This window comes from Rhodanobacter soli (assembly GCF_040548735.1).
Taxonomy (GTDB): domain Bacteria; phylum Pseudomonadota; class Gammaproteobacteria; order Xanthomonadales; family Rhodanobacteraceae; genus Rhodanobacter; species Rhodanobacter soli_A.
In genome coordinates, this window is sequence record NZ_JBEPSD010000001.1 from 1879960 (window position 1) to 1901175 (window position 21216).

General features: G+C 68.0%; 23 protein-coding genes. 8 read left to right on the top strand and 15 right to left on the bottom strand.

Annotated features, from left to right (window positions below; genetic code table 11):
- Window positions 1-118: 118 nt before the first annotated feature.
- On the bottom strand, window positions 119-412 hold the full coding sequence (locus ABIE04_RS08485; RefSeq protein ID WP_354548631.1) for a GIY-YIG nuclease family protein: 294 nt from the start codon (window positions 410-412) through the stop codon (window positions 119-121).
- A gap of 139 nt (window positions 413-551) precedes the next feature.
- Window positions 552-1640: a PQQ-dependent sugar dehydrogenase gene (locus ABIE04_RS08490; RefSeq protein ID WP_354548634.1), complete on the bottom strand. Its 1089-nt coding sequence runs from the start codon at window positions 1638-1640 to the stop codon at window positions 552-554.
- Window positions 1641-1739: 99 nt separating this feature from the next.
- Between ABIE04_RS08490 and ABIE04_RS08495 the strand changes: the two genes are divergently transcribed.
- The 5 genes from ABIE04_RS08495 (at window position 1740) to ABIE04_RS08515 (ending at window position 5427) form a co-directional block, all read left to right on the top strand.
- Window positions 1740-3215, top strand: coding sequence for an AAA family ATPase (locus ABIE04_RS08495; protein WP_354548636.1), 1476 nt, complete (start codon window positions 1740-1742; stop codon window positions 3213-3215).
- Window positions 3216-3288: 73 nt separating this feature from the next.
- A complete protein-coding gene (locus ABIE04_RS08500) occupies window positions 3289-4101 on the top strand; it encodes a class I SAM-dependent methyltransferase (protein ID WP_354548639.1) in 813 nt (270 codons plus the stop codon).
- A gap of 40 nt (window positions 4102-4141) precedes the next feature.
- Complete coding sequence (locus ABIE04_RS08505) at window positions 4142-4564, top strand: VOC family protein (protein ID WP_354548641.1); 423 nt, start codon at window positions 4142-4144, stop codon at window positions 4562-4564.
- Between the two features lie 6 nt (window positions 4565-4570).
- Window positions 4571-4783, top strand: coding sequence for a DUF3820 family protein (locus ABIE04_RS08510; protein ID WP_354548644.1), 213 nt, complete (start codon window positions 4571-4573; stop codon window positions 4781-4783).
- Between the two features lie 29 nt (window positions 4784-4812).
- Entirely contained in the window at window positions 4813-5427 is a 615-nt protein-coding gene (locus ABIE04_RS08515) for a 2OG-Fe(II) oxygenase (protein WP_354548646.1), read from the top strand.
- A gap of 21 nt (window positions 5428-5448) precedes the next feature.
- Here ABIE04_RS08515 and ABIE04_RS08520 read toward each other — a convergent pair whose 3' ends face one another.
- The 4 genes from ABIE04_RS08520 to ABIE04_RS08535 form a co-directional block, all read right to left on the bottom strand.
- Complete coding sequence (locus ABIE04_RS08520; RefSeq protein WP_354549838.1) at window positions 5449-8751, bottom strand: GH92 family glycosyl hydrolase; 3303 nt, start codon at window positions 8749-8751, stop codon at window positions 5449-5451.
- A gap of 247 nt (window positions 8752-8998) precedes the next feature.
- Window positions 8999-10018 carry a YheT family hydrolase gene (locus ABIE04_RS08525; RefSeq protein WP_354548648.1) on the bottom strand — a complete coding sequence of 340 codons (1020 nt, stop codon included), beginning with the start codon at window positions 10016-10018 and terminating at the stop codon, window positions 8999-9001.
- Window positions 10015-10815 (bottom strand): lysophospholipid acyltransferase family protein, encoded by an 801-nt coding sequence (locus tag ABIE04_RS08530; protein ID WP_354548651.1) that lies wholly within the window; start codon window positions 10813-10815, stop codon window positions 10015-10017. Before ABIE04_RS08530 ends, ABIE04_RS08525 begins: the two co-directional genes overlap by 4 nt.
- A gap of 40 nt (window positions 10816-10855) precedes the next feature.
- Window positions 10856-11332, bottom strand: a complete 477-nt coding sequence (locus tag ABIE04_RS08535) for an Lrp/AsnC family transcriptional regulator (RefSeq protein WP_354548653.1) — start codon at window positions 11330-11332, stop codon at window positions 10856-10858.
- 137 nt (window positions 11333-11469) lie between these two features.
- On the opposite strand from ABIE04_RS08535, the gene phhA reads away from it, so the two are divergent.
- Window positions 11470-12357, top strand: a complete 888-nt coding sequence (phhA, locus tag ABIE04_RS08540) for a phenylalanine 4-monooxygenase (RefSeq protein ID WP_354548656.1) — start codon at window positions 11470-11472, stop codon at window positions 12355-12357.
- 7 nt (window positions 12358-12364) lie between these two features.
- Here phhA and ABIE04_RS08545 read toward each other — a convergent pair whose 3' ends face one another.
- The 9 genes from ABIE04_RS08545 to ABIE04_RS08585 all read right to left on the bottom strand — a co-directional run bounded on the left by ABIE04_RS08545 (window position 12365) and on the right by ABIE04_RS08585 (window position 18973).
- A complete protein-coding gene (locus tag ABIE04_RS08545) occupies window positions 12365-13045 on the bottom strand; it encodes an SGNH/GDSL hydrolase family protein (protein ID WP_354548658.1) in 681 nt (226 codons plus the stop codon).
- 29 nt (window positions 13046-13074) lie between these two features.
- Window positions 13075-13764 carry an RES family NAD+ phosphorylase gene (locus ABIE04_RS08550; RefSeq protein ID WP_354548660.1) on the bottom strand — a complete coding sequence of 230 codons (690 nt, stop codon included), beginning with the start codon at window positions 13762-13764 and terminating at the stop codon, window positions 13075-13077.
- A gap of 104 nt (window positions 13765-13868) precedes the next feature.
- Entirely contained in the window at window positions 13869-14279 is a 411-nt protein-coding gene (locus ABIE04_RS08555) for an MbcA/ParS/Xre antitoxin family protein (protein WP_354548662.1), read from the bottom strand.
- Window positions 14280-14358: 79 nt separating this feature from the next.
- A complete protein-coding gene (locus ABIE04_RS08560; RefSeq protein WP_436410361.1) occupies window positions 14359-16176 on the bottom strand; it encodes a DUF885 domain-containing protein in 1818 nt (605 codons plus the stop codon).
- 101 nt (window positions 16177-16277) lie between these two features.
- Window positions 16278-16982 carry a helix-turn-helix transcriptional regulator gene (locus ABIE04_RS08565; RefSeq protein WP_354548664.1) on the bottom strand — a complete coding sequence of 235 codons (705 nt, stop codon included), beginning with the start codon at window positions 16980-16982 and terminating at the stop codon, window positions 16278-16280.
- Between the two features lie 60 nt (window positions 16983-17042).
- Window positions 17043-17675 carry a glutathione S-transferase family protein gene (locus tag ABIE04_RS08570; protein ID WP_354548666.1) on the bottom strand — a complete coding sequence of 211 codons (633 nt, stop codon included), beginning with the start codon at window positions 17673-17675 and terminating at the stop codon, window positions 17043-17045.
- Between the two features lie 28 nt (window positions 17676-17703).
- Complete coding sequence (locus tag ABIE04_RS08575; protein ID WP_354548669.1) at window positions 17704-18072, bottom strand: VOC family protein; 369 nt, start codon at window positions 18070-18072, stop codon at window positions 17704-17706.
- A gap of 84 nt (window positions 18073-18156) precedes the next feature.
- Window positions 18157-18354, bottom strand: coding sequence for a hypothetical protein (locus ABIE04_RS08580; protein ID WP_354548672.1), 198 nt, complete (start codon window positions 18352-18354; stop codon window positions 18157-18159).
- A 10-nt stretch (window positions 18355-18364) separates the two neighbouring features.
- Window positions 18365-18973, bottom strand: coding sequence for a DJ-1/PfpI family protein (locus ABIE04_RS08585; protein WP_354548675.1), 609 nt, complete (start codon window positions 18971-18973; stop codon window positions 18365-18367).
- 154 nt (window positions 18974-19127) lie between these two features.
- On the opposite strand from ABIE04_RS08585, the gene ABIE04_RS08590 reads away from it, so the two are divergent.
- Entirely contained in the window at window positions 19128-20159 is a 1032-nt protein-coding gene (locus ABIE04_RS08590) for a class 1 fructose-bisphosphatase (RefSeq protein WP_354548677.1), read from the top strand.
- A 142-nt stretch (window positions 20160-20301) separates the two neighbouring features.
- Window positions 20302-21213 (top strand): patatin-like phospholipase family protein, encoded by a 912-nt coding sequence (locus ABIE04_RS08595; RefSeq protein WP_354548680.1) that lies wholly within the window; start codon window positions 20302-20304, stop codon window positions 21211-21213.
- The last annotated feature ends 3 nt before the right edge of the window (window positions 21214-21216 follow it).

Here is a 21216-nt window from a genome sequence, read left to right on the forward strand (position 1 = left end):
ATCGGGTTGCATGTTGCGTATGCAAGTGCGATTCCTGCTTTCGCAGGAATGACGGTAAAAGATGCGACTTGCGCCCACCGTTGTCATTCCTGCGAAAGCAGGAATCGCACTTCAACGGCTACAGAATAGTCGGATACAAGTCCCGCCATGCGGCATTGCCCGCGTCGATCAAGCGCATCTTCCAGTCGCGCTTCCACCGCTTGAGCGTCTTCTCGCGCAGGATCGCCGATTCCATGGTCGGGTGAAGCTCGTACCAGACCAACGTATGAATGCGATAGCGGTGGGTAAAACCCTCGACCGCATCGTTCCTGTGCTGCCAGATGCGTTTGACCAGATCGCTGGTGACGCCGATGTAGAGGACGCCGTTCTTCTTGCTCGCCAGCATGTAGACGCAGGGTTGTCGCCGGTCCATGGCTATGCCTCGCATTGAAGTGCGATTCCTGCCTGCGCAGGAATGACAAGATAAAAGAACCTGTCCGTTCGCACATAACCCCCAAGTCGTCATTCCTGCGCAGGCAGGAATCGCACTTTGCAACAAGACGGCGCCGCCCTCACGGCTTGTAGGTCACCCGGTACACCACCCCGGCCAGGTCATCGCTGACCAGCAGACTCCCGTCAGGCAGCGGTTGCACGTCGGCCGGGCGGCCCCAGGCGCTTTCGTCCTGCTCGAAGCCGGTGATCAGCGGCTCGTACGACACCACCTTGCTGCCGTTCAGGCGCGCCGTCATCACCCGGTAGCCGGATTTCTTGGTGCGGTTCCACGAGCCGTGTTCGGCCACGATGATCGCGCCCTTGTAGCTGGCCGGAAACTGCTTGCCTTCGTAGAAACGCATGCCTAGCGAGGCCACGTGCGCGCCGAGCTTCAACACCGGCGGCACGTAGTCCTTGCAGCTGTGGCCCTTGCCGAACTCGGGGTCGAGGATGTCGCCCTGGTGGCAGTACGGATAGCCAAAGTGCTCGCCGGGGCGGGTGATCTCGTTCAGTTCGTCGCTGGGAACGTCGTCGCCGAGCAGGTCGCGGCCGTTGTCGGTGAACCACAGGCGCTTCGACCCCGGCTGCCAGTCGAAGCCGACCGTGTTGCGGATGCCGCGGGCCACGTCTTCCCAGCCGCTGCCGTCGGGGTTCATGCGGATCAGCTTGCCGTGCGCCGGCGCCGGATCGCAGATGTTGCATGGCGCGCCGATCGGCACGTACAGCTTGCCGTCCGGGCCGAACGCGATGAACTTCCAGCCGTGGTGCGTCTCGGTGGGCAGCTTGTCGGTGACCAGCGCGGGCTTCGGCGGGTCGTCCAGGTGGTTCTCGATGTCGCGCAGCACGTAGATCCGGCTCACTGCGGAGACGTACAGGTCGCCGCCCTTGAACGCCACGCCCACCGGCAGCTGCAGGCCGCTGGCGATCACCCGCGTCTTCTCGGCGACGCCGTCGCCGTTCGCGTCGGTCAGCGCGTAGACCTTGCCGGCGCTGTTGGAGCCGACGAACACCGTACCCTTCGCGCCCAGCGCGATCTCGCGCGCGTTCGGCACCTGGTCGGCATAGACGGCGATATGGAAACCCGGCGGCAGGGTCAGCCGGTCCAGCGGCAACGCGGCCTGCACCGGCAGGGACAGGACCACCAGCAACAACGACAGCAGCAGGCGCATGGCAATGCTCCTTGGCGTGGGGAAGTTGCAGGGTATAACGGCGCGCGCGCAGCCAGAAGTGGCGGCGCTCTGTAAACTGCACCCTTCCAAGGGGGACACATGAGCGAACTGGAGGATCTCACCACGCTGGTGCGCGCGGCCACGCCGCTGCTGGTGATCGAGACGGTGGACGAGCAGCGCGTGATCGAGTGCTTCCGCCACGTGATCGCGCAGGCGCTGCACCCGCTGTGGCGCTGGACGCTCACCGACGGCCTGGGCCGGCTCGACTTCGCGCAAACCGGCGCCGAGGTGGCGCCGGACGCCACCGCCACGCTGGACGCGATCCGCGCGCAGGACGAGCGCGGCATCTACCTGATGTTCGATTTCCACAGCCTGCTGCGCTACGCGATGAGCCTGCGCCAGCTGCGCGAGATCGTGCAGCGGCAGCGTTCGGCCGCGCACACCATCGTGCTGGTCGGCGCCCGGGTCGAGCTGCCGGAAGAACTCGAAGCGCTGGCCCTGCGCGTGCCGCTGTCACTGCCCGACCTCAAGGAACTGGCCGGTATCCTGCGCGGCGAGGCGGTGGCCTGGCAGCGCGAGCAAGGCCGCAACGTCACGGTCGACAACGATGCCGCGCGCACCATCGTGCGCAACCTGCTCGGCCTGTCCGCGCCCGACGCGCGGCGCATCGTGCGCAAGCTGATCTACAACGACGGCGCGCTGGGCCCGCAGGACCTGCCCGAGCTGATGCAGTCGAAGTTCGACCTGCTCAACCGCTCCGGCCTGCTGCACTACGAATACGCCACCGCCAGCTTCGCCGACATCGCCGGGGTCGGCCGCGTGCGCGAATGGGTGCAGCGGCGGCGCGCGGTGTTTCTCGCCGCCACGCCCGACCCCGCGCTCGACCCGCCCAAGGGCGTGCTGCTGCTCGGCGTGCAGGGTTGCGGCAAGAGCCTCGCGGCGAAGGCGATCGCCGGCGGCTTCGGCGTGCCGCTGGTGCGGCTGGACTTCGGCACGCTGTACAACAAGTACCAGGGCGAGACCGAGAAGAACCTGCGCGAGGCGCTGGCCAGCACCGAGCTGCTGGCGCCGTGCGTGCTGTGGATCGACGAGATCGAGAAGGGCCTGGCCGGCGGCGGCGATGACGGCGGCGTGTCGCGCCGCGTGCTCGGCTACCTGCTGACCTGGATGGCCGAACGCAAGGCCAAGGTCTTCGTCGTCGCCACCGCGAACGCGGTGCACGAACTGCCTGCCGAGCTGCTGCGCAAGGGCCGCTTCGACGAGATCTTCTTCGTCGACCTGCCGCGCGAAGCCGTGCGCGGCGAGATCTTCGCCATGCACCTGGCGCGCCGCAAGCTCGACCCCGCCGGCTTCGACCTGCCCGCCCTCGCCGCCGCCAGCGACGGCTTCTCCGGCGCCGAGATCGAACAGACCATCGTCAGCGCGCTGTACGACGCCGCCGGCAACGGCACGCCGCCGGACCAGCCGACCCTGCTCCATGCGTTGAAGCAGACCCGCCCGCTGTCGGTGCTGATGCGCGAGCAGGTGGAAGCGCTGCGCGCGTGGGCGCAGGGGCGGTGCGTGGCAGCGGATTGAACGACCCTTGGCGACCTGAAGCCGGCTCTCTTTCGGCGTAGTCTGGGACGCTCATCATCAGGAGGGTCGAACCATGTTCCGCCACACCTGCAAGCTGCTCATCCTGCTCATCGGCACCGCCTGGCTCCCCGCCGTCGCCGGTGCTGCTTCCGCCACCTCGCCGGACAGCACCACGGCGGCACTGCAGCAAGCGGTGAACGGCCACTGGCGTTCCGACGCGAACCGGGCCCGCGACAGATATCGGCATCCGATCGAGACCCTGCAGTTCTTCGGCATCAAGCCGAACATGACGGTGATCGAGCTGGCACCCGGCGGCGGCTGGTACACCGAGATCCTCGCGCCCTTCCTCCACGCGCGCGGCCACTTGATCGAAGCGGTGCCACCATCAGCCACGAAGTTCGCCGCCAAGCTCAAGGCCGATCCGGCGGTGTACGGACACATCGCAAAAGTCATCCCCTTCGCCCCACCGGACCAGGTGAACCTGGGCGCTGACAACTCCGCCGACATGGTGCTCACCTTCCGCAACACGCATGACTGGCTCAACCACAGTCCGACCACGCTCGATGCAGTGTTCAAAGCCGCGTTCAACGTGCTCAAGCCCGGCGGCGTATTCGGCGTCACCGAACATCGCGCCAAACCGTTCGCCGATGGCGTGGAAAGCGCCGGGGCACTGCACCGCCTTCCCGAGGATTACCTGATCGCGCTGGCCCTCAAGACCGGCTTCCGCGTGGCCGGCGTGTCGCAGATCAACGCCAATCCGACAGACCCGGAAGACATCAACGTGCATCGCCTGCCACCGGATCTGTCCGGACCTGACAGCGAGCAGGCGAAGATGAAGGCGATCGGCGAGTCGGATCGGATGACGTTGAGGTTTGTGAAGCCGTGAGGAGCTGGCTCTCGGCCTCTCCCCATGCTTACATGCCACCATGCATAAATTGCCGCCTTTCCACCTTGCCTTCCCGGTAACCTCGCTCGCCGATGCACGCGCGTTCTACGGCGAACTGCTGGGCTGCCCCGAAGGCCGCTCCAGCGACAGCTGGGTCGACTTCGATTTTCATGGCCACCAGATCGTGGCGCACCTGGCGCCGCAGGAAGCCCGCGCGGTGGTGGCGCACGACGTGGATGGCGACGACGTGCCGGTGCGGCATTTCGGCCTGGTGCTCGACATGGACGCGTGGCGGGCGCTGGCCGAACGGTTGCGGGCGGCGGGCACGCGTTTCGTGATCGAGCCGCACATCCGCTTCCAGGGCCAGGTGGGTGAGCAGGCCACGATGTTCCTGCTCGATCCCTGCGGCAACGCGCTGGAGTTCAAGGCGTTCGCCGATCGCGCGCAGCTGTTCGCGAAGTAGGCGCCGATGGAAGCGCAGGACCTGCAGAAACTGGTGACGGTGCGCATGCCCTACGGCAAGTACCAGGGCCGGCTGATCGCCGACCTGCCCGGCGCGTATCTCGCGTGGTTCGCGCGCAAGGGCTTTCCGAAGGGCGAGCTGGGCCGGTTGCTGGCGTTGATGCTGGAACTGGACCACAACGGGCTGTCGGCGCTGCTCGATCCGCTGCGCAAGCGATAGCGCGGCCGCGCATGGTTACACTGGCGCCGATGAACATCGACTCGAACGCATTCGGCCGCGTGACGGACGCGCTGGCCGCGGATGGCTGGTGCGTGCTGCCGGGTCTGTTGTCGGCTGCGCAGACGCAGGCGCTGGCCGCCGAATGCCGCGCCTTGCACGAGGCGCGCCGGCTGGCGCCGGCGCGAGTGGGCATCGCGCGCACGGCCACGCCCTTGCGCGGCGACAGTACGCAATGGTTCCCGGCCGGGGCGATGAGTGCGGCGCAGCAGGCGTTCATGGACCGTCTCGATGCGCTGCGGGTCGCGCTCAACCGCAAGCTGATGCTGGGCCTGGTCGAGTGCGAGGCGCACTACGCGGTGTATCCGCCCGGCGCCGGCTACGCGCGGCACCTGGATCGCCTGCGCGACAGCGACGCGCGGGTGGTGTCGGCGGTGTTCTACCTCAACGAGAGCTGGCAGGAAACCGACGGCGGCGCGCTGCGGCTCTATCTGGAAGACGGCGGGTACCGCGACATCCTCCCGCACGCCGGCAGCCTGTTGCTGTTCCTCTCCGCGCAGTTCGAGCACGAGGTGTTGCCGGCCACGCGCGACCGCCTGAGCATCGCCTGCTGGATGCGGCAGCGCGCGCTCGGCGCGGCCGGCTGAGCATCTGTTCGACATCTCCGCCTAGGGGGAATCGGCACCGAGTAACTCGATCTCGGCCAGGACGCGCCTGGCGTTCGTCGTCGCCGCGTCGACCTGCAGGCGGTAGTACGCGTACTCGCCCGGTTCCCGCACGGCGAAGGCGCGGGTCTGTTGCGGCCAGGCGAAGCGTTCGTCGTGGCGCGTATCGAGGGTGGACCAGTGCTGCCCGTCGGCGGATCCCTGCAACCGCCAGGCCGATGGCACCGCGGCCGTGCTGCCCGCGGTCAGCGTAAGCATCGTCACCCGGCGCGGCAGCCCGAAGTACCAGTCGATCGTGGCCGTGGCGGTGGGCCACGCCACTTCGGTGCCGGAGTCGTTGTCGAACAGCAGTGGCAGGCCCGGGATGACGGGGATGCTGCGAGCCCGGCCCAGTCGCTTTTCGACGAGATCGTGCAACGGTTGCGGCCGGCCATCGCCGGTGAGCGACGGCGGCAAGGCGTCTTCGTCGCTGGCCCAGCGCGACGGGCGCGGCCCCATCGTGAATTCCAGCGTGGCGCCCTGCGCCAGCAGCGCGTGCGGCAGGGTCAGCCGGTGCCATGGCCGGCCGTTCACACGCAATCCCTGCACGTAGCGGTTGCGGTCGCTGACCGCAGGCGCGTCGATCACCAGGTGCTTGCCGTTCTCCAGCGCGATGTCCATGTGCGGGAAGTACGGCGCGCCGATCACGTATGCCGGCGTGCCCATGCGCAGCGGATAGAAACCGGCGGCGCTGAACAGGTACCAGGCGGACATCTCGCCGTTGTCCTCGTCGCCCGGGTAGCCCTGGCCGATCTCGCTGCCGACGTAGAGGCGGCTCAGCACGTCGCGCACCTTGTCCTGCGTCTTCCACGGCTGGCCCGCGTAGTCGTACATGTAGATGATGTGGTGAGAGGGCTGGTTGCTGTGGCCGTACTGGCCCATGCGCACGTCGCGCGCCTCCAGCATCTCGTGGATCGGCTCGCCGTAGCTGCCGACGTGGAACTCGCCGGGCGTGGCGAAGAACGCATCAAGCTTCGCCGCCAGCGCGGCGCGGCCGCCGTACAGCGCGGCCAGGCCAGCGCCGTCCTGCGGCGCGTGGAAGGCCATGTTCCAGGCGTTGGTCTCGGTGTAGTCGCCGCCCCAGCGCAGCGGGTCGAAATGTTTCGGGTCGTAGCGCCACGTGCCGGCGGCGTCGCGACCCACGAAGAAGCCGACGGCGGGATCGAACAGGTTCGCGTAGCCCAGCGCGCGCTGGCGGAAGTACGCCGCGTCATCGGCGTAGTGCGCGGCGTACGGGTCGTCCGCGGCCGGCGCGGCCGCCAGCGCGGCCGCGAGATTGCCGATCGCGAAGTCGTTGATGTAGCCGTCCATCGACCAGGACAGGCCTTCGTCGACGCTGCTGTCGGTGTAGCCGTTGAAGATGGCGTGTTCCAGCCCCTTGCGGCCGGTGCCCGCGAGCGGGCTGACCACGGTGGCATCCTTCAGCGCGGACTGGTAGAACGCGCGCACGTCGAAGTTGCGCACGCCCTTCAGCCACGCGTCGGCGAATGCCACGTCGGCGCTGGTGCCAACCATCAGGTCGGCGTAGCCGGGCGACGACCAGCGTGCGATCCAGCCGCCGTCGCGGTACTGCTGCACGAAGCCGTCGATCATTTCGCCAGCTTTGGTCGGCGTGAGCAGCACGTAGGCCGGCCACGCGGTGCGGTAGGTGTCCCAGAAGCCGTTGTTGACGTAGGGCTTGCCGTCGACGACGCGCGCGCCGGTCTGCGTAGGCGTGTCCGGGCCGACCGGCGCGGAGAACGGGCTGGCGTAGCGGTAGTGCGGCTGCGTCACCGTGCCGGTGTTCTCGTAGGCGGCGTTCGGATACAGGAACAGCCGGTACAGGTTGGAGTACAGCGTGGTCAGCTCGTCGCGGCTGGCGCCGCGCACCTTGACGATGCCGAGCTGCGCATCCCACTGCCGCTGCGCGCGTTCGCGCACGTCGTCAAAGGTTTCGTGCGGTGCGATCTCCAGTGCCAGGTTGCGCCGCGCCTGTTCCAGGCTGATCAGCGAGGTGGCGATGCGCAGGTTCAACACTTTCGTCTTCGTGGTGTCGAAGCCGAACCAGGCGGCCACGCGGTCGCGGCCTTCGCCGCGAAGCCGGCCGCTCTCGCGCACCGGCCGGTCGAGCGTGCCGTAGAAGAACAGCCGGGTGGCGCCGGCGGAGAGCCGGCTTTTCACGTCGGACCAGCCGCTGAAGCTGCGCCCGGACGGATCCAGCACGATGCCGCCGCGGTCGTCGCGATTGTCGAACACCAGCTGCGCGCGGTCGCCGCTGAAGGTGAAGCGGAACATCGCGGCGTGGTCGGTCGGCGCGATCTCGGTGACGATGCCGTTGTCGAAGGCGACGCGATAGGTGTGGGCGTGCGCGGTCTCGTTCGCATGGCTGAAGCTCAGCGCGCGCGCCGCACGATTCGCGCTCGGCGCGCCGCGGGCCACCGCGGCCGGCATCAGCTGGAAGGTCTGCCGGTCACCCATCCACGGACTCGGTTCGTGCGACAGCGCGAAGGCTTCCAGCCGCGGGCGGTTGTCGGCGCCGTTGCGCTGCTGGTACTGGTAGATCCAGTTCGAGCCGGCATCGGTCACCGGCGTCCAGAAGTTGAAACCGTGCGGCACGGCCACCGCGGGAAAGTTGTTGCCGCGCGAGAAGCGGTCGTTGGAGTTCGTGCCGCGGCGGGTGTCGACGAAGTCGCTGGGCCGCCGGCGCGTATCGGCGGGCGAGGCGCCGAGGCGCAGGTCGTCCAGGTAGCCCTCGAAGCTGGCGGCCGGACCGTCGTGCATCAGCACGATGCGCTTGATCGTGCGCCCGGCGGCGACCGCGCCCACGTCGATCGACAGGTAGTTCCACTGGTCCGGATACAGCGTGCGGCCGTCGCCCTGCGCGCGCGCCGAGGCGCCGACCCGATGCTGGTCGCGTGCGCCGCGGGTGGACAGCCGGCTGCCGTCGTCGAACAGCAGGTCCACCGCCACATAGGTGGAAGGATTGCGCAGGTCGCCCGCATTCGACACCGGGAAGATCAGGTACGACAGCTGCGTGTCCGCCTGCACCGGCAGGTTCACCGCATACAGTTCCGCCGTCTGCGGGCCACCCGCGCTGCCGCGATAGTGCAGCGCATGCAGCCCGCTGAAGCCGACCCCGGGCTTGGCGGTGAGCGCCGCCGCTGCCGCGGGGCCCCCGGCCACTTCGGCGGAGAACGACGACGGGGCCGGCGATGCCATGGGTGCCGGCTCCGCCGGCTCGAACGAGCGCAGGAACGTTGCTCCGGGCGTGGCCGCGATCGCCAGCATCGGCACCGCGCAGGCCAGCCATAGCCCGCGGCGCAGGTGGCGGCGGGCATGGGCGAATGTCGTCGATGGCAATGCGGTCACGGCCAGCCTCGGTGTCGATGAGAGCAACGGTATTTCGTGCGGTCGCGCCGGCCGGCATGTGATGGCCAGAGGCATGGAAACGCCGGCATGACGGGATTTGTATCGATCCAAATTTGTTCTGTCAAACCGCGCCGCAGCATTCGCGGCGGACCGGACGGCAGCCCGGTCAGCTGGTGGCCGGGGCGGCGTCCGCCACCGCATTGAAGCGCGTGGCGATGTAGTCGTCGGTGTAGCTGGTCATGCCGTAGCCGCGGATGAAACCGCAGTGGCCGCCGTACGGCGCGATGTCCAGCTCGACGTTGGCCGGCAGTTCGAGCTTCTCGAAGCCGCTGACCGGGATCACCGGATCGTCCTTGGCGGTGAGGATGGTGGCGGGAATCTGCATCGCCTGCATGATGTCGCCGGCCACCGAATAGCCGTCCAGATACTGTTGCAGCGACTTGAAGTCGGTATGCCGCCGTACCATCGACTCGGTCAGCCCGCGCAGATGCTGGTTCAACTCGGACATCTCGAAATACTGGTGCTGCGGGAACGCCTTCTGCTTGGCCAGCAGCGAGTGCCGCCACTTGCGCATGAAGTACGCCTGGTAGAACCACGGCGCGGATTCCTCCAGCGAGAACAGGCCCTCGCCGGGGTCGATGATCGGGCACACCGCCAGCACGTAGCTCAGCGGGACGCCGACCAGCGAGGTCTGCATCGCCGCGCGCAGCGCGAAATTGCCGCCCAGCGAAAAGCCGGCCAGCGCCATCGGCCGCGCCGGCCAGCGCTCGGCGATGTCGCCCAAGGCGTGCACCACCTCGTCGAGGCGGCAGGAGTGGAACAGCGCCTCGTTGAGCCCGTGGCTGTCGCCGTGGTCGCGGAAGTTCAGCCGGAAGATGTCCCAGCCGTCGGCGAGCAGGCGGCTGCCGGTCTGCAGCACATAGGTGGAATCGACGCTGCCTTCCCAGCCATGGAACAGCACGGCCAGGCCGCGCGACTGCGCCCGGGTCTGCTGCGCGGTATACGCGCCGGTGAGGCGCACGCCGCCGCCGCCGTCGACCACCACCGCCTCGGCGCCCTGCAGCACGGTTTTCGCGGCGCGCGGCAACAGGAGGCGGCGCACCCCGCTGGAGGACAGCATGGTCTGGATGTGACCACTGCGCAGCGGCCAGGGCGGTCGGAAATCCTTTCCGTGCAGCAGGCTCATCCGGGGCGGTCTTCCAGCGCGGCGGCGATGCGTTCGCGCGACAGCTCGGCCATGCGCCGGCGTGCATCCGGTGCGGCCGGTACCGGCGCCAGGAAGTGCACCTCGGCATCCATCGGCGCCTCGCCCAGCATGCGCACGATGTTGTGCAGGAAACTCTCGTCCTCGCGGAAGCCGGCATCGATCGCTCGGCGTCCGTCGCGGGCGAAGCGCAACGCCACCGGCTGCACCGGCACTTCGGCATCCAGCGCGGCCTGGAAGATGCGCGCGTGGAAGATCTTCAGCACGCCGTTGTAGCCGGTGCCGCCTTCCGGGAACACCGCCACCGAACGGCCGCTGCGCATCCGCTCGACCATCGCCTGCATCACCGTGGACAGCGAATGGTTGCTGCCGCGGCGATGGAAGATGGTGCCGCCGTTCCGTGCCAGCCAGCCGACCAGCGGCCAGCCGGCGATCTCCGCCTTGGCCACGAAGCAGGCAGCGCGCTGGCTGTGCAGCATCACGATATCGATCCACGAGGTGTGGTTGGCGACGAACAGCACCGGGTCGCGCTGCGCCTCGCCGATGCGCACCGAGCGCAGGCCGAAGACACGCAGCAGATTGACCGACCACCAGCGGATCATGCGGTGCGCGAACGGCTCACGGCCGTTTTTCATCACCACATGCTGGTTCCAGCTGAGGATCAGCGAGCACAGCAGGATGCCCAGCACGATGTGCAGCAGCAGCAACGGCACCCGCCACAGGTAACGCAGCGGGCGCAGCAGGTCGCGGTCGGGCTCGGTGGCGGTATCGATGCTCATCAGTCGGTTAGTTTAGCGTCAGTTGATGCGCGCGAGAGACTCAACGTTCGAGCTGGGCCAGCGGCAACGACGGCGAACGCTTCACCGTGCGCAGCACGAAACTGGAATTGACGTCGGCCACCCCCGCGGCGTTCAGCAGATGATCGAGCAGGAAGCGCGAGAAGTCCTTGAGGTCGGCCACATAGACATGCAGCAGGTAATCCATGTCGCCGGTCAGCGCGTGGCAGGCGACCACCTCGTCCCAGCCGTTGACGTGCTCGACGAAGCCTTCGATCGCCGCGCTCTCGTGCTTGGTCAGCTGCACCCGCACGAACGCCTGCAGGCCGAGCCCCACCGCCTGCGGATCGACCTGCGCGGCATAGCCGGTGATGACCCGATCCGCCTCCAGCCGCTGCAGCCGGCGCAGGCAGGCCGACGGCGACAGGCTGACCCGCTCGGCCAGTTCGGCGTTGGTGATGCGGCCTTCGCTCTGCAGCACGGCGAGCATGCGCAGGTCGGTGCGGTCGAGTGTCGTCATGTGCAATAAACCTCACACAATGCATCGATTCAAGCAAGAATAGTGCATTCACTACGCCAATCAGGGCAACAAAACAACCCTGGTGCGGCGAAACCGCCGTATGCTGGAAGCCTGCCCAAGCCGCATCGGAGTACGCCATGGACACGCCCCGCAAAGTCGAACACCAGCAGACCGACCGCGGCTACGTGCCGGTGTACGCCACCGGCGTGGTCGAGCAGCCGTGGGCCAGCTACAGCAAGACCGACCACGAGGTGTGGGACACCTTGTACAAGCGCCAGCGTGAGCTGCTGCCCGGGCGTGCCTGCAAGGAGTTCATGGCCGGCGTGGAGCGCTTCGGCCTCGGCGACGGCGGCATCCCGAAATTCGCCGAGCTGAACAAGGTGCTTGGCGCCGCCACCGGCTGGGAGCTGGTGGCGGTGGAAGGCCTGCTGCCGGACGAGGTGTTCTTCGACCACCTGGCCAACCGCCGCTTCCCGGTCAGCTGGTGGATCCGCAAACCCGACCAGCTCGACTACCTCAGCGAACCGGACCTGTTCCACGACCTGTTCGGCCACGTGCCGCTGCTGCTCAATCCGGTGTTCGCCGATTACATGCAAGCCTACGGCCGCGGCGGCATGAAGGCATTCGCGATCGGCCCCGACGCGCTGATGAACCTGACCCGCCTGTACTGGTACACGGTGGAGTTCGGCCTGATCAACACCAGCGAGGGCATGCGCATCTACGGCGCCGGCATCGTCAGCTCCAAGGGCGAGTCGATCTACAGCCTGGATTCGCCCTCGCCGAACCGCATCGGCTTCGGCCTGGAACGCGTGATGAGCACGCGCTACCGCATCGACACCTACCAGCAGACCTACTTCGTGATCGACAGCTTCGAGCAGCTGTTCGAGGCGACCCATCCCGACTTCACGCCGATCTACGCGGAGCTCAAGCAACAGCCCGCACATGCGGCCGGCGACGTGCTGGACAGCGACCGCGTGTTCACCCGTGGCGATCGCGTGGGCTGGGCCACCAACGCGGATACCTGAGCGCGGATCAGCGCAGCGTCGCGTCCAGCCAGGGCTTCACCACCCCGATCCACAGTGCATAGCCCTGGCGGTTCATGTGCAGGCCATCGGCGATGAACCATCGCGACTGCGGCTGGCCGTCCTTGCCCAACATGGGCGTAAAGACGTCCAGATAAGCAACGCCCGTCTGGTTCGCCGCGTACGATCGCACCAGCGCATTCGCCTCGCGGATCTTCGGCAACAGCGCCTGGCGCGCCACACTGGGCTTGATCGCGATGAAGGCGATCGGCACGCCGGGATCGAGCGAACGCGCCTTGCGCACGAAGGCGGCGAAGTCATCGCGCACGTGTGCCGGGCTGTCGCCGTCCTGCAGGTCGTTGTCGCCGGCGTACATCACGATCGCGCGCGGATGGTACGGCGCCACGATGCGGTCGGCGAAGAAGGTGGCATCGTCGATCTCCGAGCCGCCGAAGCCGCGGTTGAGCGTGCGCACGCCGGGGAAATCCGCCGCCAGCGAGGTCCACATGCGGATCGACGAACTGCCGATGAACAGCACCGCGCCAGGCGCCGGCGGATGCGCGCGGTCGCCGGCCTGGAATGCGGCGATCTCGGCGTTCCATTGCGCGTGGTCGTTCTCGCGGTTGTCGCGCGCCGCCGCCAGCAACGGCCACAGCAGCAGGAACAGCAGCAGATTGCGCAGGGTCTTCATCGGCTCGCCTCGTCGGGTACGCCCACAGCCTAGCGCTGCCGCGGCAACTCCGAAACCGCCAGCACCTGCGCGATGCGCGTGCCGTCCCAGCGGTACACCAGATGCTGCGCCTGCGTGCACGGCGCCACCGCGTCGGGCTGAAACGCGGCCAGGCATTCGCCGCCGCGATGGCGGGCGCTGTCGTAGACGATGCCGTTGGAGCCCGCATCGCGCAGCTCGCGCGCCAGTTTGACGCTGGCCGTATAGGCGTCCGGATCGTGCTCGGCCTTCCAACCGCCGCGGATATCGTGCAGCTTGCTGTCGACGCTGGTGCGGTAACAGCGCATCTCGATGTCGCAGACCGGTTCGGCGGTGGCGGCAAGGAAGCGCTCGCGGTGATACACGGTTTCCTCGACCGCGGTGGCGACGCTGTGCGCGGCGTAGAACACGCCCCACGTGCCGTCGGAGAAGCGGCTGCCCTCCGGGTTGAGATGGGTGAACGCGGCCATCACCGGCGTGGAGCCCGGCCCGCTGATGCGATGTTCCCGCGGCACCTGTTTCAGCGCGCCGGCTTCCTCGCGCAGGCGCGGATTGGTCAGCGCCTCGATCGCGAACAGCGCGTCGAGGTCGGCCGGGTCGGCGATGCGGTCGTACACCCCGACCGGCGGAAAGCGGCTGGGCACGATGCGGTAGGCCTGGTTCCAGCGGATGCGTTTGACGGGCGGCAGTTCAATTGGCATCAGGGCTCCCTAATGTGCTCCCTTCCAGCCTCCCTGCTTGCAGGGGGAGGAGCCAAGCGTGTCTCGCAACCGTCTCGTCGATCGCGACCGCGCATGCGCTTCGCTCAGCCGCGCTGCGCATCCAGGTACTGGCGCACCACATACAGGTCGGCGACGTTGCCGGACAGCATGCGTTCCAGCGCGGAGTGGCCGCCGAACAGCGGCGCCGTGTTCGGCTTGTGCAGCCAGGCATCGGCCTGGGCCGGATCCGGGAACAGGATCTGCAGCGACTTCCAGATGCCCAGCAGGTAGCTGATCCGCTCCAGCGTGTCGCGTCCCAGGGCACCGCCCTGCTGGCGCTTCCACTTGTAGAAGGTCGACTCCGGCGGATCGCCGAGCAGCCTGCGCTGGTCGGCGATGCGCAGTTTCCAGTGCTCGGCGAGCTTGAAGAACGCACGCAACGCCGGATCGGCGAGCGTATCCGGCGCTGCATGACGCGGCGCGACTTCGGCGATGCGGGTCGAATGAGCAGTCATGGCACTCGCTCTCCCTGTGAAGTTACGTGAAATATTACTCCATAAATGCAGTAAAGGCCAACGGGCCGCCGCCCCGGATTCAATGCCCTGAAATGCCGCTCGCCTTCGCGCAGTCGCACGCGTAGTCCGGCTCCGGGCCGCCGTCGGCGATGAAGCGGTCGATGCGCTGCTGCAGCACCGGCAGCGGCACCGAGCCGGTGGACAGCACGGTGTCGTGGAAATGGCGCAGGTCGAACTTCGCGCCCAGCGCCTGCTCCGCCTTCGCGCGCAACTCGCGGATCTTCAGGTAGCCCAGCTCGTACGACAGCGCCTGGCCCGGCCAGCTGATGTAGCGGTCCACTTCGTTGGCGATTTCGCGCGCGGACAATGCGGTGTTTTCGGTCAGGTAGTCGATCGACTGCTGGCGCGTCCAGCCGAGATGGTGGATGCCGGTATCGACCACCAGCCGGCAGGCGCGCCACATCTGGTAGGTGAGGTAACCGAAGCGCTCGTACGGCGTGTGGTAGATGCCCATCTCGTCGCCGAGGTATTCCGAGTACAGCCCCCAGCCCTCGCCGTAGGCGGAGATGTAGCTGTTGCGGCGGAACGCGGGCTGGTCGTGCTGCTCGTCGGCCAGCTCCAGCTGCAGCGCGTGGCCGGGATAACTCTCATGCAGGGTCAGCGCCGGCACGTTGAACAGCGGCCGCGACTTCAGGTCGTAGGTGTTGACCAGGTAGGTATCCGCGCCGCCGCGGCCGGAGGTGTAGTACGGCGCGATGTCGTCCGGCACCGGCTTGATGGTGAAGTGCGCGCGCGGCAAGTGGCCGAAGTAGCGCGGCATCTGGCCGTCCACCTGCTTGGCCACCCAGGCGCTGCGCATCAGCAGCTCTTCCGGCGTCTTCGCATAGAACTGCGGGTCCGTGCGCAGGAACTGCAGGAAGTCGGTGAAGCTGCCCTTGAAGCCGGTGTCCTGCATCACCTCCAGCATCTGCGCATGGATCTTCGCCACCTGGTCGAGGCCGATCCGGTGGATCTCGTCGGGATCGAGGTCGAGCGTGGTGTACTCGCGGATCTGCTGGCGATAGAACGCCTTGCCGTCCGGCAGCGCCTCGGCCGCCAGCGTGGTGCGCGCCTGCGGCACGTATTCGTCGCGGAAGAACGCCAGCAGCTTCGCGTAGGCGGGAATCACCTCGTCGCGGATGTGGCGCAACGCCTGGCCCTGCAGCGCCTGCGCGCGGTCGGCCGGGATCGTCGCCGGCAGTTGCTTGAATGGCTCGTAGAAGCTGCTCTGGGTCGGATCCTTCAGGTCGGCCACCGCGGCGATCGACACGTCGCGCCCGTCCAGCACCGCACGCGGCACGCTGAAGCCGCGCTTGAGGCCGGCGCGCATGTTCGCGATCTGCTGGTCGAAGTAGGCCGGGATCTGGCCGAGCCGGTCGAGGTAGCGGTCGTAATCGGCGGACGTGCGCAAGCGGTCGCCGCCCAGCACGTAGCCGATGTCGGACCAGAAGGCGGAGTCGCTGTTGAACGGCATCTGCCAGGTCTTGAACTGCTGCCCGGCGACGAAGTTGCCGATCTGCTCGCGGTAGATCGCGTAGTTCACCCGGTTCGCCGGCGACAGCTGCGCGGCGTCGACGCCGGCCAACCGCTTCAGCACGCCCTGCCAGTAGTCCAGCCGCCGCTGCTGGCTGGCCGCGTCGACCTGGTCGAGCCGCCCGCTGTTCAGCTGCGGCTCGCCGGAAGTGCTGATCCCGGCCTGGCCGGTGCGCCAGGCCCACTCGGCGCTATAGATGTTCTTGAAACGCGCATCGGCGCTGGCGGCGGTGCTGGCCGGGGGCGTGCTTGCGGCGTGCAGCGGCACGACGCTGCAGGCCAGCGCGAGCGCGGCCAGCCGCGCCATAATCAGGGGCTTGTTCACACGGATTCCTTGTTGCGGGACGACGTCGGCATGCATTACGCGAAGTGACATGGACGCCTATCCTCGCCTTCATCCCGCGGCATGGCAACACGATCCAGCGCTCAGCCGAGATCGAGCTTGCCCACGCCGACCGCGCTCAGGTAGGCGGCCAGGTTGCGTTCGTCGGTCTCCACGAAGACTTCGTCGCTCGGCACGCAGGCGGCGATCCGGTCCGGGCGGAAATTGCGGAAGTCCTGGCGCAGCCGGCACCACGCGCCCAGCGTCCACTTGCCGCCCCAGAACGACAGGCACAGCGGCTCGACCTCGCGCGTGCTGGCGTTGCCGCTCTCGTCGCGATACTCCAGCCGCAACACCCGGTTGCCCAGGATCGCCGCATGCAGCCGGTCGATCAACGCGGCGAAATCCTCGCGGTGCTGGTCGCGCCACACCGGTGCGAAGATCCGCGTGCGCGTGGCGCGCTCGCGCAACTCCGGCGGCAGCACCGCCTCGATCTTCAGCAGGGCGGACTGCGCGCTTTCGGCCAGCTGGGTGCCGGCGAACGCGCGCACGAAGCGCGAGCCGACCACCAGAGCCTCGAGCTCGTTCGCGGTGAACATCAGCGGCGGGATGTCCGAACCCTTGCGCAGCACGTAGCCGACGCCGGCCTCGCCCTCGATCGGCACGCCGGACAATTGCAGGTCGGCGACGTCGCGGTACACGGTGCGCAGCGAGACGCCCAGCGTCTGCGCCAGCGAGCGCGCCTGCAGCGCGGTACGCCGGCCGCGCAGGGCGTGGATGATGAGGAACAGGCGATCGGCTCGGCGCATCCGTGCATCATCGCCGAGGCGGACGATGGCGAACAGCGCCGGAGGTCACGGCTCATGGCATCAGGCCGTCTGCGTGGCCAGCAACTCGGCATCCTTCGCCGCGGCACGCTGCATCGCCGGGCGCGCCAGCACGCGATCGATGTAGGCGCGGATCACCGGCAGTTCCGGCACCAGCTTGAACATGGTGGTCCAGTTCAGCGCGGTACCCCACAGCACGTCGGCCGCGCTGAAGGTGTCGCCGAGCAGGTAGGGGCCTTTTTCCAGCTGCTCGGTGAGCGTCTTCAGCATGGTGTCGTAGTCGCCATAGCCGCAGGTCGAGGGCGGCGCCGGCTCGCGCTGCATCGACCTGTCGGTCACCGCCGGCTCGAAGCACGAGCCGTAGAACACCAGCCAGCGCAGGTACGGTCCGCGCAACGGGTCACCGAGTGGCGGCGCCAGTTTCGCCGCGGGGTAGAGGTCGGCCAGGTAGATGAACACCGCCGGCTGTTCGGTGACCAGCGCGCCGCCGTGATGGATAGCCGGCACCTTGCCCATCGGGTTGACGGCGAGATACGCCGGCCCGCGCTGCTCGCCGGCCTTCAGGTTGAGCACGTGCAGGTCGTAGTCGGCGCCGAGTTCCTCGAGCAGCGCACGGGTACCGGCGGAGCGGCTCTGTGGCGAATGGAAGAAGGTGACGCGGGGTGTCGTGTCCATGCTGGATGCTCCTGGTCGATACGCTGATTCAGTCCTGCGGAAGCTGGCAGACCGCCTCGATGTTGTGCCCGTCCGGGTCGATCACGAAGGCGGCGTAATAGTTCGCGTGATAGTGCGTGCGCAGGCCCGGCGCGCCGTTGTCGCTGGCGCCGGCGAGCAGCGCGGCGGTGTGGAAGGCATCCACCTGCGCGCGGTTGCCGGCGACGAAGGCCACGTGCAGCGGGGTCGGTGCCGCCGGGCTCTCGGCCAGCCAGAACTCCGGCTCGTCGCGGCCCATGCCGATTTCGCCGGGATATTCCTTCACCACGGCGATGCCCAGCGGGGCCAGCGCCGGGCCGAAGAAGGCGTGACTGCGGGCGAGGTCGCTGACCGGCAGGCTGATGTGGTCGATGATCATGGAAACCCTGTTGGTGTGGTCGACATCAGCGATGCCGCGTTTCGCGCCGGCGCCGACGTCAATTGTCGTGGCCGGTCCCGGTCGTCACTTGCCGCGGGGACGGAAGACGATGTGGGTCAGCGCGGCCAGCAGGATGCGCCGGCGCGGTCGGGGCGGACACGGCGATCCCGCCGCACCATCCGTGGGATCGGCCTTGGGCAGCTTGTACTGTCCGTCCAGCAGCAGGCCATTCAGATAAAGCGGGCGGTAGGCCATCAGGGTGCGTTGCAGTAGTGAATGCATGGTCTTCTCCTCACGCCGCCATGGCTTCGCCGACGCACCAGGGCGGCAGCTGGGCATGCTTGAACAGGCGGTACCAATGTTCGCGATCGCTGGGGCTGTACAGGTCGAGCGTGCGGATCACCTCGCGGGCGAATTCCACGCTGCCGAGGTGGCTGGCGCTGATCACGCCGCCGTCGCTGACCGCCAGCACCTCGCTGTCGTATTGCTCGACGCCGGCATAACCGGGCACCTGCGCGGCGATCTGCCCATTCCAGTTGCCGGTGTGACGGCAGTGGTCGAGCAGGCCGGCGCGGGCCAGCGCGAGTACGCCGCTGTCGATGCCGGCCACCGGCGCGCCGGCCGCATACAGCTGGCGGATCGCCGCCACCGCCGGATCGCCTTCGCCGCGTTGCCACAGGTGGCCGCCGGGCACGATCAGCAGCGCCGCCCGCTTGAAGTCGAGCCGGGCCAGCGACAAGTCGGGCTGCACGCAGAGCCCGCCCATCGAGGTCACCGGCGCCCGCGAGAAACCCACCGTCTGCACCTGCCAGTCGCCGGGACGACGGATCTCGCACAGTGCCAGCGCGGCCTGCCAGTCGGCGAAGCCATCGAATACCAGGAAATAAACCGTATCGCGCATGTCGTGTCCCTCCGCTATGGAGGTACAGCTTGCCCGCCCCCTGCTGCCAACGTGCTGTCAGTAGCCGGGCCGAATACGGGCCGCGGACGGCGCCGGGCTGGCACCGTTCAGCCGGAGCCGGGACAATACGCGTTCCTTCTGCCACGGACCCGACATGAAGCCCATCTCGCTGATCCAGTTCCTGATTGAGGAACGCCGCGCCGGCCACATCAATGCCGAACTTTCGCTGCTGATCGAAGTGGTCGCGCGCGCCTGCAAGCGCATCGCGGTGGCCACCAACAAGGGCGCGCTGGGTGGTGTGCTGGGCATGGCCGGCAGCGGCGACGCGCTGAGCATGAACATCCAGGGCGAGGCGCAGAAGAAGCTCGACGTGATCTCCAACGAGATCCTGCTGGAAGCGAACGCCTGGGGCGGCCACCTCGCCGCCTGCGCCTCGGAGGAAATGGAAGACCCGCAGCAGATCCCGGACGGCTATCCGAAGGGCCAGCACTTGCTGCTGTTCGATCCCCTGGACGGCTCCTCGAACATCGACGTGAACGTTTCCGTCGGCACCATCTTCTCGGTACTGCGCTGCCCCGACGGCGTGACCGAACCGAAGGCCGAACATTTCCTGCAGCCGGGCACCACCCAGCTCGCCGCCGGCTACGTGGTGTACGGCCCGGCCACCGTGCTGGTGCTGACCTTCGGCCACGGCACCCACGAGTTCACCCTGGACCGCGAAGTCGGCAGCTTCATCCTCAGCCGGCGCGCCATCCGCATTCCGGTCGAGACCGCCGAGTTCGCCATCAACATGTCGAACCAACGCCACTGGCAGGCGCCGATGCAGCGCTACGTCGGCGAGCTGCTGGCCGGCAAGGACGGCCCGCGCGGCAAGGACTTCAACATGCGCTGGGTCGCCTCGATGGTGGCCGACGTGCACCGCATCGTGACCCGCGGCGGCGTGTTCTATTACCCGCTGGACGCGAAGATCCTCCAGCAGGGCGGCAAGCTGCGGCTGATGTACGAGGCCAACCCGATGGCCTTCATCGTCGAACAGGCCGGCGGCACGGCGACCACCGGCCGCAGCCGCATCATGGAGCTGCAGCCGACCGGATTGCATCAGCGCGTACCGGTGTTCCTCGGCTCGAAGCAGGAAGTCGAACTGGCCACGCACTACCACCAGGAGGCCGACGGCGCAGTTGGCTGACGCTCTGCTCCCTCCCCTGCAAAGCAGGGGAGGGCCGGGGAGGGGTCGCTCTTCGCCCCAACATCAAAAGCACCCCCTCCCGACCTCCCCCTGCCTTGCAGGGGGAGGAGACTGATCCTGAACTTCCCGCCACTATCGACCCATGCCCCTTCGCCGCCTGCTGCCACTGTTTGCCACGCTCCTGTTGAGCGGCTGCTTCCATGCCAGCAAACCTGTGCCACCACCGATCGTCGCGCCGCCGCCGGTGAAGCTGAAAATCGGTTTGGCCCTCGGCGGCGGTGCGGCCAAGGGCTTCGCGCACATCGGCGTGATCAAGATGCTGGAGGCCAGCGGCATCCACCCGGACGTGGTCGCCGGCACCAGCGCCGGCAGCGTAGTCGGCGCGCTGTACGCCAGCGGCATGGACGCGTTCGCGCTGCAGCAGACCGCGTTCGGTCTCGATGAGGCGAAGATCCGCGACGTGCGGCTGTTCTCCGGTGGCCTGGTGCAGGGCCAGGCGTTGCAGGATTACGTCAACCAGCTGCTGCACAAGCAGCCGATCGAGCAGCTGAAGATGCCGTTCGCCGCGGTGGCGACCGAGCTGGAAAGCGGCACGCGCACGGTGTTCGTGCGCGGCAATACCGGCCGCGCCGTGCGCGCGTCCTCGAGCATCCCCGGCGTGTTCGAGCCGGTCGAGATCCACGGCAAGCATTACGTCGACGGCGGCGTGGTCAGCCCGATCCCGGTCGACGCGGCGCGCCAGCTCGGCGCCGACTTCGTGATCGCGGTGGACATTTCCGCCGCACCCGACGGCAGCAACCCGCAGGGCATGATGAACATCGTCGGCCAGTCCATCGACATCATGGGCCGGCAACTGGCCGCGCAGGAAAGCGCGCGCGCCGACGTGGTGATCCGGCCCGACCTGCGCGGCATCGGTCCGACCGCTTTCGAGCAGAAGAACCAGGCTATCCTCGAAGGCGAGAAGGCCGCGCTGGCGGCGATGCCGGCGATCCGCGCCAAGCTTGCCGCGATGCTCGCGGCGCGCCGGGCCGCCGCGGCCACGGCCGCGCCCTGAGCC

Bases quoted from the DNA above. Each gene is read 5' to 3' on its own strand.
- ABIE04_RS08485 (WP_354548631.1), bottom strand. From the start codon at position 412: ATGGACCGGCGACAACCCTGCGTCTACATGCTGGCGAGCAAGAAGAAC.
- ABIE04_RS08490 (WP_354548634.1), bottom strand. From the start codon at position 1,640: ATGCGCCTGCTGCTGTCGTTGTTGCTGGTGGTCCTGTCCCTGCCGGTG.
- ABIE04_RS08495 (WP_354548636.1), top strand. From the start codon at position 1,740: ATGAGCGAACTGGAGGATCTCACCACGCTGGTGCGCGCGGCCACGCCG.
- ABIE04_RS08500 (WP_354548639.1), top strand. From the start codon at position 3,289: ATGTTCCGCCACACCTGCAAGCTGCTCATCCTGCTCATCGGCACCGCC.
- ABIE04_RS08505 (WP_354548641.1), top strand. From the start codon at position 4,142: ATGCATAAATTGCCGCCTTTCCACCTTGCCTTCCCGGTAACCTCGCTC.
- ABIE04_RS08510 (WP_354548644.1), top strand. From the start codon at position 4,571: ATGGAAGCGCAGGACCTGCAGAAACTGGTGACGGTGCGCATGCCCTAC.
- ABIE04_RS08515 (WP_354548646.1), top strand. From the start codon at position 4,813: ATGAACATCGACTCGAACGCATTCGGCCGCGTGACGGACGCGCTGGCC.
- ABIE04_RS08520 (WP_354549838.1), bottom strand. From the start codon at position 8,751: ATGCTGGCGATCGCGGCCACGCCCGGAGCAACGTTCCTGCGCTCGTTC.
- ABIE04_RS08525 (WP_354548648.1), bottom strand. From the start codon at position 10,018: ATGAGCCTGCTGCACGGAAAGGATTTCCGACCGCCCTGGCCGCTGCGC.
- ABIE04_RS08530 (WP_354548651.1), bottom strand. From the start codon at position 10,815: ATGAGCATCGATACCGCCACCGAGCCCGACCGCGACCTGCTGCGCCCG.
- ABIE04_RS08535 (WP_354548653.1), bottom strand. From the start codon at position 11,332: ATGACGACACTCGACCGCACCGACCTGCGCATGCTCGCCGTGCTGCAG.
- phhA (WP_354548656.1), top strand. From the start codon at position 11,470: ATGGACACGCCCCGCAAAGTCGAACACCAGCAGACCGACCGCGGCTAC.
- ABIE04_RS08545 (WP_354548658.1), bottom strand. From the start codon at position 13,045: ATGAAGACCCTGCGCAATCTGCTGCTGTTCCTGCTGCTGTGGCCGTTG.
- ABIE04_RS08550 (WP_354548660.1), bottom strand. From the start codon at position 13,764: ATGCCAATTGAACTGCCGCCCGTCAAACGCATCCGCTGGAACCAGGCC.
- ABIE04_RS08555 (WP_354548662.1), bottom strand. From the start codon at position 14,279: ATGACTGCTCATTCGACCCGCATCGCCGAAGTCGCGCCGCGTCATGCA.
- ABIE04_RS08565 (WP_354548664.1), bottom strand. From the start codon at position 16,982: ATGCGCCGAGCCGATCGCCTGTTCCTCATCATCCACGCCCTGCGCGGC.
- ABIE04_RS08570 (WP_354548666.1), bottom strand. From the start codon at position 17,675: ATGGACACGACACCCCGCGTCACCTTCTTCCATTCGCCACAGAGCCGC.
- ABIE04_RS08575 (WP_354548669.1), bottom strand. From the start codon at position 18,072: ATGATCATCGACCACATCAGCCTGCCGGTCAGCGACCTCGCCCGCAGT.
- ABIE04_RS08580 (WP_354548672.1), bottom strand. From the start codon at position 18,354: ATGCATTCACTACTGCAACGCACCCTGATGGCCTACCGCCCGCTTTAT.
- ABIE04_RS08585 (WP_354548675.1), bottom strand. From the start codon at position 18,973: ATGCGCGATACGGTTTATTTCCTGGTATTCGATGGCTTCGCCGACTGG.
- ABIE04_RS08590 (WP_354548677.1), top strand. From the start codon at position 19,128: ATGAAGCCCATCTCGCTGATCCAGTTCCTGATTGAGGAACGCCGCGCC.
- ABIE04_RS08595 (WP_354548680.1), top strand. From the start codon at position 20,302: ATGCCCCTTCGCCGCCTGCTGCCACTGTTTGCCACGCTCCTGTTGAGC.